General features: G+C 68.3%; 6 protein-coding genes and 1 pseudogene. 3 read left to right on the forward strand and 4 right to left on the reverse strand.

The annotated features are described in order from the left end of the window. Positions 1-597 (reverse strand): GAF domain-containing protein (locus GA0115259_RS19685; RefSeq protein WP_107469224.1); only part of this gene is annotated, 597 nt, incomplete at its 3' end. A gap of 209 nt (positions 598-806) precedes the next feature. On the opposite strand from GA0115259_RS19685, the pseudogene GA0115259_RS19690 reads away from it, so the two are divergent. Both GA0115259_RS19690 and GA0115259_RS19695 read left to right on the forward strand, forming a co-directional pair. After that, positions 807-1,046, forward strand: a pseudogene (locus tag GA0115259_RS19690) (hypothetical protein); the annotation flags it as partial. Positions 1,047-1,219: 173 nt separating this feature from the next. Then, positions 1,220-2,761: an AMP-binding protein gene (locus GA0115259_RS19695; RefSeq protein ID WP_093598764.1), complete on the forward strand. Its 1,542-nt coding sequence runs from the start codon at positions 1,220-1,222 to the stop codon at positions 2,759-2,761. A gap of 184 nt (positions 2,762-2,945) precedes the next feature. Here the strand turns inward: GA0115259_RS19695 and GA0115259_RS19700 are convergent, their stop codons facing one another. The 3 genes from GA0115259_RS19700 to GA0115259_RS19710 all read right to left on the reverse strand — a co-directional run bounded on the left by GA0115259_RS19700 (position 2,946) and on the right by GA0115259_RS19710 (position 5,348). After that, the gene (locus tag GA0115259_RS19700; protein WP_093598767.1) at positions 2,946-3,605 is read right to left on the reverse strand and encodes an NADPH-dependent F420 reductase; all 660 of its coding nucleotides are present in this window, start codon (positions 3,603-3,605) and stop codon (positions 2,946-2,948) included. A gap of 78 nt (positions 3,606-3,683) precedes the next feature. Then, entirely contained in the window at positions 3,684-4,622 is a 939-nt protein-coding gene (locus tag GA0115259_RS19705) for an SDR family oxidoreductase (protein WP_093598770.1), read from the reverse strand. A 93-nt stretch (positions 4,623-4,715) separates the two neighbouring features. Continuing rightward, positions 4,716-5,348, reverse strand: coding sequence for an NADPH-dependent F420 reductase (locus tag GA0115259_RS19710; protein WP_093598773.1), 633 nt, complete (start codon positions 5,346-5,348; stop codon positions 4,716-4,718). 270 nt (positions 5,349-5,618) lie between these two features. On the opposite strand from GA0115259_RS19710, the gene GA0115259_RS19715 reads away from it, so the two are divergent. Then, positions 5,619-6,530 carry a LysR family transcriptional regulator gene (locus GA0115259_RS19715; RefSeq protein WP_093598776.1) on the forward strand — a complete coding sequence of 304 codons (912 nt, stop codon included), beginning with the start codon at positions 5,619-5,621 and terminating at the stop codon, positions 6,528-6,530. The last annotated feature ends 476 nt before the right edge of the window (positions 6,531-7,006 follow it).

Below are 7,006 nucleotides of genomic sequence, written 5' to 3' on the forward strand. Positions count from 1 at the left end.
GGCGCCCGGGAGCCGGCCGCAGACGGCGAGCAGCTCCTCACGCAGCTCCGCGTCCACGATCCGCGGCGCCAGCGCACGCAGCTCGCCATGGGCTGCCCGGACCTCCTCCCAGGCTCCGGCGCCCGCCGTCGCCTCGCGCGTCACCGAGAGCAGCCGCCGTACCTCGTCCCGTACGACGAGCGCCTGCTCCACGTCCCGCGCGGCGGCCACCGCCGCGTCGAAGGCGCGCTCGCCGATCGGCAGGGCGCTGCGCAGCGCGCCGTACAGCACTCCGCGCACCCGGCGCCTTACGACCACGGGCACGGCGAGCACCGAGCGCAGCCCTTCCGCCGCCACCGCCGCGTCGTACTCATGGCTGATGTAGCGCGCCTCCCGGTAGTCCGTCACCGCGCACGGTCTGGCCATGGCGATCGACTTGCCGCCCAGACCGTTGCCGGAGGAGATCGCGAGTCCGCGCAGGGCGCTTGTCGCGGTGCCGTTCAGTTCGGCGATCCGCAGCTCTCCCACGTCGTGTGTCAGCCCGCCGAAGGCCACGGTCAGCCCGGTCGTCCTGCGCAGCCGCGCCAGCGCCGACCGCATCTCCACCGCCTCGGCCATCACGCTGCCTCCGTTCGTTCCCGCCCGCACCGCACACACCGCCCGCACCGCACCACTGGGCTCGCCACCCCTGTCCGGGGGTAGTGAGACCTGCGTCACCGATTACACGATGCTATGGCCTGTCCGCCCCTGCGGCGGCCCGTCTGCGGGACCGGGCCGCCGCATGGACGGACAGGGCTCAGCGAATGGTCAGGCGATGAGGAGGACAGATGACGGCAAGGACGCCGAGCGGTCCGACCGAGGAGTTTCCGGCCGAGGAGTTCAGGACGGCCACCGAGGAGTTCAGAGCGGCCCGCGACTTCCTGCTGGCGCACCGGGAGGACTACGCGACGGCGTACGAGGGCTTCTCCTGGCCGCGGCCGACACGCTTCAACTGGGCGCTCGACCGGTTCGACCGCATCGCCGAGGACAACGACCGCACCGCCCCGCATCTCGTCGAGGAGGACGGACGGCGGACCGCCATGTGATCGTCCGCGCCGAGGACGCGCGTGACGCCGACGGCTACCTCACCTATGTCGGCCGCTCCGACGATGTCTTCAAGGCGTCAAGATCAGGGGACATTCCATTTCGAATGGGATTGAGCGACTGAGAAGCGCTGGTTCCGGACGGCAGGGAGAGAGCAATGCGGGTACCGATGACTGTCGCGGACTTCCTCGACCGCGCGGAGCAGGGGTTTCGTACCAGCCCGGGTGTGGTCGACGAATGGGATCAACCCGGCCCGCCCGTGCCCGTGTCGACGTACGGTCGGCTCGGCGAGCGGGTGCGGGCCTGGCAGGCGGGGCTCGATGCGCTCGGCGTGGGGGAGGGGGAGCGAGTGGCGGTGGTGAGCCACAACTCCGCGCGTCTGCTTGAACTGCTGTTCTCTGTGCCGATGAGCGGGCGGATCTGTGTGCCGGTCAACTTCCGCCTGAAGCCGCAAGAGATCGAGTATGTGGTGCGGCAGAGCGGAGCCTCGGTTCTGTTCGTCGATCCGGAGCTGGACGCGGGACTCTCCGGGATCAAGGTGCGCCACCGCTTCGTGTTGGGTGAGCAGACCGAGGCCGAACTCATGCGCTTCGGCGTCGAGCCGCGCCCATGGTCAAGGCCGGACGAGGACGCCACCGCGACGATCAACTACACGTCGGGAACCACCGCCCGCCCCAAGGGCGTTCAGCTGACCCACCGCAACATTTGGGTCAACGGTGTGACCTTCGGGCTTCACACCCGGGTGTGGGAGCGGGACGTCTATCTGCACACACTGCCGATGTTCCACTGCAACGGCTGGGGGATGCCGTTCGTGATGGCCGGACTGGGGGTCAAGCAGGTGGTGCTGCGCAAGGTGGACGGCACGGAAATCCTGCGCCGGATCGACGAGCACGGAGTCACGCTGATGTGTGGTGCTCCCGCGGTGTGGAACGCGGTACTGGATGCGGCGGCGTCCTGGGAAGGAGAGATTCCGGGCCGGGACAGGGTGCGGATCGTCTGCGCAGGGGCTCCGCCGCCGAGCAAGATGATCCAGCGGGTGGACGAGGAACTGGGCTGGGAGTTCACTCAGATCTACGGCCTGACTGAGACGTCACCACTGCTCACCTTCAACCGGCCCCGGCCCGGCGATGAAAACCTGCCCGCGGAGGAACGGGCGCGCAAGCTCTCCCGCGCGGGACTCCCCGCGCTCGGGGCCAGACTGAAGGTCTCCGAGTCCGGGGAGGTCCTGGCTCGGTCGAACGTCGTACTCGACGGGTACTGGGACAAGCCGGAGGAGACCTCGGCCGCTCTTGAAGACGGCTGGTTCCACACGGGCGACGGCGGCACGTTCGACGAAGCCGACGGGCATCTGACGATCTCCGACCGCAAGAAGGACGTGATCATCACGGGCGGTGAGAACGTGTCGTCGATCGAGGTGGAGGACACGATCTTCAGCCACCCGTCGGTCGCCGAGGTAGCCGTCATCGGTGTGCCACACGAGAAGTGGGGCGAGACGATCAAAGCCTTGGTGGTCCTCGTGGACGGGGCGACGGCACATGAAGCCGACATCATCGCCCACTGCAAGCAGCGAATGGCCGGCTACAAGGCACCGACAACTGTCGAATTCCGCGACGCCATCCCGCGCACCGCCACCGGCAAGATCCAGAAGTTCAAGCTCCGCGAACCGTACTGGTCCGGCTTGGACCGAGAGGTCAACTGACCACCATCCGCAGATGCATGGCCGTTTCCCCGGAGGCTTCTGCTGAGGCTTGGGCGGGCGGCCAGTTCCGTAAAAGCCGGCAGGTCCGGGCCAGGTGCCGGGCGGCTGGTGTCGCGTACAGCGGGTGCAGCCGCGCGACCGGCGGGCACGGCCGGACCACATCAGGGTCCGTGATAATTGACGGTTACCGCGTTGCGGTGGCCAGTGCCGCGCGGATGGCGGCCTCGCCGACCGGCTGGCCCTTCTCGTTCGAGTACGGCCCGTACGGTGTTCCCCACACCGGCGTGCCCGTCGCCTGCCGCCAGCTGTCGGCCAGCGTTCCCGCGACTACCACGCTGTAGCCGATGGAGTCGATGAATTCGGTCACCGCAGCCTTCGCCGGTGCGGAGTCCCCGGCGATCGGCAGGTAGGAGCGGTCGGCCGCCCCTGCCGGGCGGGCGAGTGACAGCAGGTGCTTGAAGAAGATGTTGTTGAACGCCTTTACGAGCAGGGCGTCGGGGACGTACCGCAGAAGCAGCTCGCTTGAGGTGAGGGACTTGCTGTCGAGCTCGGGGATGTGCCCGTCACGCTCGGGGCCGTAGTTGCAGGTGTCTATGACCGTCTTCCCGGCCAGTGGCGCGGCGGGCACGTGGGGGAAGGCGCTGACCGGCACCGTGACCACGACAATGTCACCGGCCGTCGCGGCCTCTTCGCTCGTCGCCGCGGACGCCCGGGGCCCCAGTTCCGCGGCCGTGTCCGCGAGCGTTTCGGGACCGCGCGAGTTGCTGAGCACCACCTGGTGCCCGGCCCCGACAGCGAGTCGCGCGATGGCCCTGCCGATGCTGCCGCTTCCGATGAATCCCACAGTTGTCATAATCTCAACGTCCTTCAGAAGAGCCGAACTTGCCGGTTGCCGGGCTTGTTACGATCCGGGTTCCTGCCGTCAGCCGGCGGGGAAGTAATGGCCGTTGTCCAGATCGGCGAGCAGGCCGGGCTGGGCGGGTTCCCAGCCGAGGGTCCGGCGGGTGATGAGGTTGGACGCCGGGTAGCTCTGCGTGACGATATTCGTGAGGAACCCGAAGTACCCCGGCGTCATCAAGGCATCGTTGGGAACGCTCACCGCGGGCAGGCCCAGACGGCTGGCGATGGCCTCGGCGATCTCGCGGAACGGGATGGCCCCGTCCCCAACCGCGTGCCAGTATCTGCCGGCCGGCCCATTCTCCAGCGCCAGGCGGAACAAGGTGGCGGCATCGCGGATGTGCACGGCGTTCCACAGATTCGCGCCGTCGCCGTGGTAGCCGGCGAACCCCCTTTCCTTCGCGAGCGCGATCAGCGTGGGGAGGAAGCCGGCACGATCCGTCGTGCTGTGTGCGATGTTGGCGATCCGCACGACCGAAGACCGCACCCCCTGCTTGGCGAGGTCGACTACGGCCCTTTCCACGACGTTGCGGATCCGCAGGGTGCCTTTGTGCTCCTCGCCGGCGGGGAGGGCCGGGTCCGCCTCGGTGGCCGGCCGGCCCAGGTGCTGCCCGGGTGAGCCAATGCTCCCCGCCGTGACCAGTGGCTTTCCGGTTCCCGCCAGTGCCTCGCCGTACGCGAGCATGATCGGGAGCTCCGCAGCGGCCACGGCGTCCATCCCGCCGGAGGGCAGCAGATCCTGCCTGTGCGCGACGTGGATGACGCCATCGGAGCCCGAGGCTGCCTCCTTGAGCCCGTCGAGATCCTGGAGGTCGCCGCGACGCACCTTCGCGCCGAGCGCGGACAAGGCCGCCGCGGAAGCGTCCGACCGGGCCAGGCCGGTGACCTCGTGCCCGGCGGCGATGAGCTCGGGGATGATGTACGACCCGGAATGGCCGGTCCCCCCGGCGACGAATACGCGCATCTAACTGTCCTTTGTGAGGGTAGGTACAGGGTCTTCCCGTGCCGTAAGTGAACTGGCGTGATGCGGCACGAGAGATAGTGGTAGCGGGTTTACTCAGCCGAGAATGGTGATACCGAGGGAGAAATTGGTGTGCTTGACGGAGTGGTTCATGAGGCCCAACTCCAGCAGGCCGACGTTCTCCAGTGCCCGCGCCATGAACAGTGCCCCGGTGTCCCAGGGGCGCAGCCCCAGGCTCTCGACGAACGCCGACACGCGTGCCTTCGCCTGCGCGTCGTCGCCGGCGATGAACACGTCCAGAGGGCGATCCTCGGCCGGACCGGCCGCCAGAACGTGGGAGAACACAGTGTTGAACGCCTTGACGACATGCGCGTCGTCGGGAGCCGCCTTGGCGATCTCCTGTGCGCCAGAACTGTCGTCGGGGACGACGAAGCCCTGCAGGTTGGGGGCTACGGGGTTGGTGATGTCAACGATGATCTTGCTGCGCAGTGCGTCCCCGTACTCCCTCACCACCGCCGCGGCACCGGCGTACGGCACGGCGAGGACAACGATGTCCCCGGCCGGGGCGGTGCCGGCCGTCCCGACCGTGGCACCGCCGAGCGCAGCGGCCAATTCCTTGGCCTTGGCCTGGTCGCGGCCGATGATCTCGACGGCGTTACCGCCGGCGAGCGCCCGGCCGGCCAAAGCACGGGCCGCGTTCCCCAGGCCGATAATGCTGATGCTGCTCATGGAGTTCCTGCTTTCTGGAGCTGGATAGGACGCTCTGCCCACCCCGTCGTTGTTAACGGTTATGTCGTCGACGCCGTCGAATGACGCGAAGGGAGGGGACTCAATTCCCGATGTGGTCATTTGGGCCTGAGCCCTCCGCTGCCGAATTCTTGTGCCGAATTCGCCCCGGCCCATTAGGTGCCTATTCAGGCTGCCATTGGCCCGAGTGGGTGTCCAAGACCTCTTTCGACCGTGGTGATACCTTGGAGGCATCACCGACCGGGAGACACCATGGATCTGGACCTGCGCAAACTGCGCTACTTCGTCGCCGTGGCCGACCAGTTGCACTTCGGCCGCGCCGCCGATGAGCTGCACATCGCACAGCCGGTGCTCAGCCGGCAGATCCGTGCGCTCGAGCAGGATCTCGGCGCCTCGCTGTTCACCAGGGATCGCCACGGCGTAGCGCTGACCGACGCGGGCCGGCAACTGCAGGCCGACGCCGGTCCGCTGCTCGCCTCAACCCACGCGGTCCGCCGCCGGGTGTCCGCGGCCGCCGGCGGCAACCGGCGGCTGATGGTCGGTTTCCGGGCCGGCGTTGCCGTTACCCCGGCGGCCCGTGCGTTCGAGGCCCGGCACCCGGACGTGGTCGTGGACGTGCAGCGGATCGAAGGGGACGACCAGGCTGCGATGCTGCTCGACGGCCGCATCGACGTCGGCTACGTGCGGCTGCCCATCGACGAGGCCGGCCTGCGCGTCACCCCGCTGTACACCGAGCCGCGGGTAGCGGTACTGCCCGCCGGACACCGGCTTGCCGGCAAGGAGGAGGTCACCGAGGCCGACCTGGCCGGAGAACCACTGGTCTGGCACGGTGACCCGAGCACGCAGCCCACCAAGCGCCCGCTCCCCAATGCCGGGTACCCGGTGCGCGGGGTGGACGAGACGCTCGAGCATGTCGCGGCCGGCCGGGGCATCTCCTTCCTGGCCCGTTCGGCGTCCGTGTTCTACTCGCATCCGGACGTCGTCTATGTGCCCATCCCGGATCTGGCTCCTGACCAGGTGTGCCTCGCGGTGGCGGCATCTCACACCTCGCCGGTAGTAGATGACTTCGTCACTGCGGCTCAGTCGACGGCCGAGATCACGGCAGAATGCGGGAACTACGAGATGTGGCAGCTTGGAGGCGATGCCGTTACAAGGCACGCCTGAGCAGTTCGGTTGCCCCCCTCGCTCAGCATGCGCTGAAGAGTGAAGTGGCCTGACGGAGTGGTGCCGTTGCGGGTGTCCTCTGAGCCGGCCGTTCTTCGGCCGGCAGTTGCCCGAGGGGCCCACGAAGCACCTGAGACCGACTGGGAAGTACGTGCTGAGGAGGCGGCTCAAGTCGGCTGATCGCCGACGGTCCGCCGTTCGTAGTGTCGGGAGTCCGCCCGTGGGATCCAGAACCCGACGGCGGGTTTCAGCCGGACGTGTTGGCTGCCCGCCTGTTGGCCTTCGTTTCGGGCTGGCGTGGCCCAGATGTGCCACTCACTGATGATCAGCGTGGTTCGGCTGGGGCGGTCCAAAAGTCAACGCCGTGCTGCCCCGCGAGGAGAGCGCCGTGGTGGAGTGGTGAGGGGTAGCAAGTCTCCGGCTCGTTGAGGTTGTGAGGATGCGGGTGGCCCCCAGTGACGCTGGGGGCCACCCGC

This window comes from Streptomyces sp. MnatMP-M17, assembly GCF_900091995.1.
Taxonomy (GTDB): domain Bacteria; phylum Actinomycetota; class Actinomycetes; order Streptomycetales; family Streptomycetaceae; genus Streptomyces.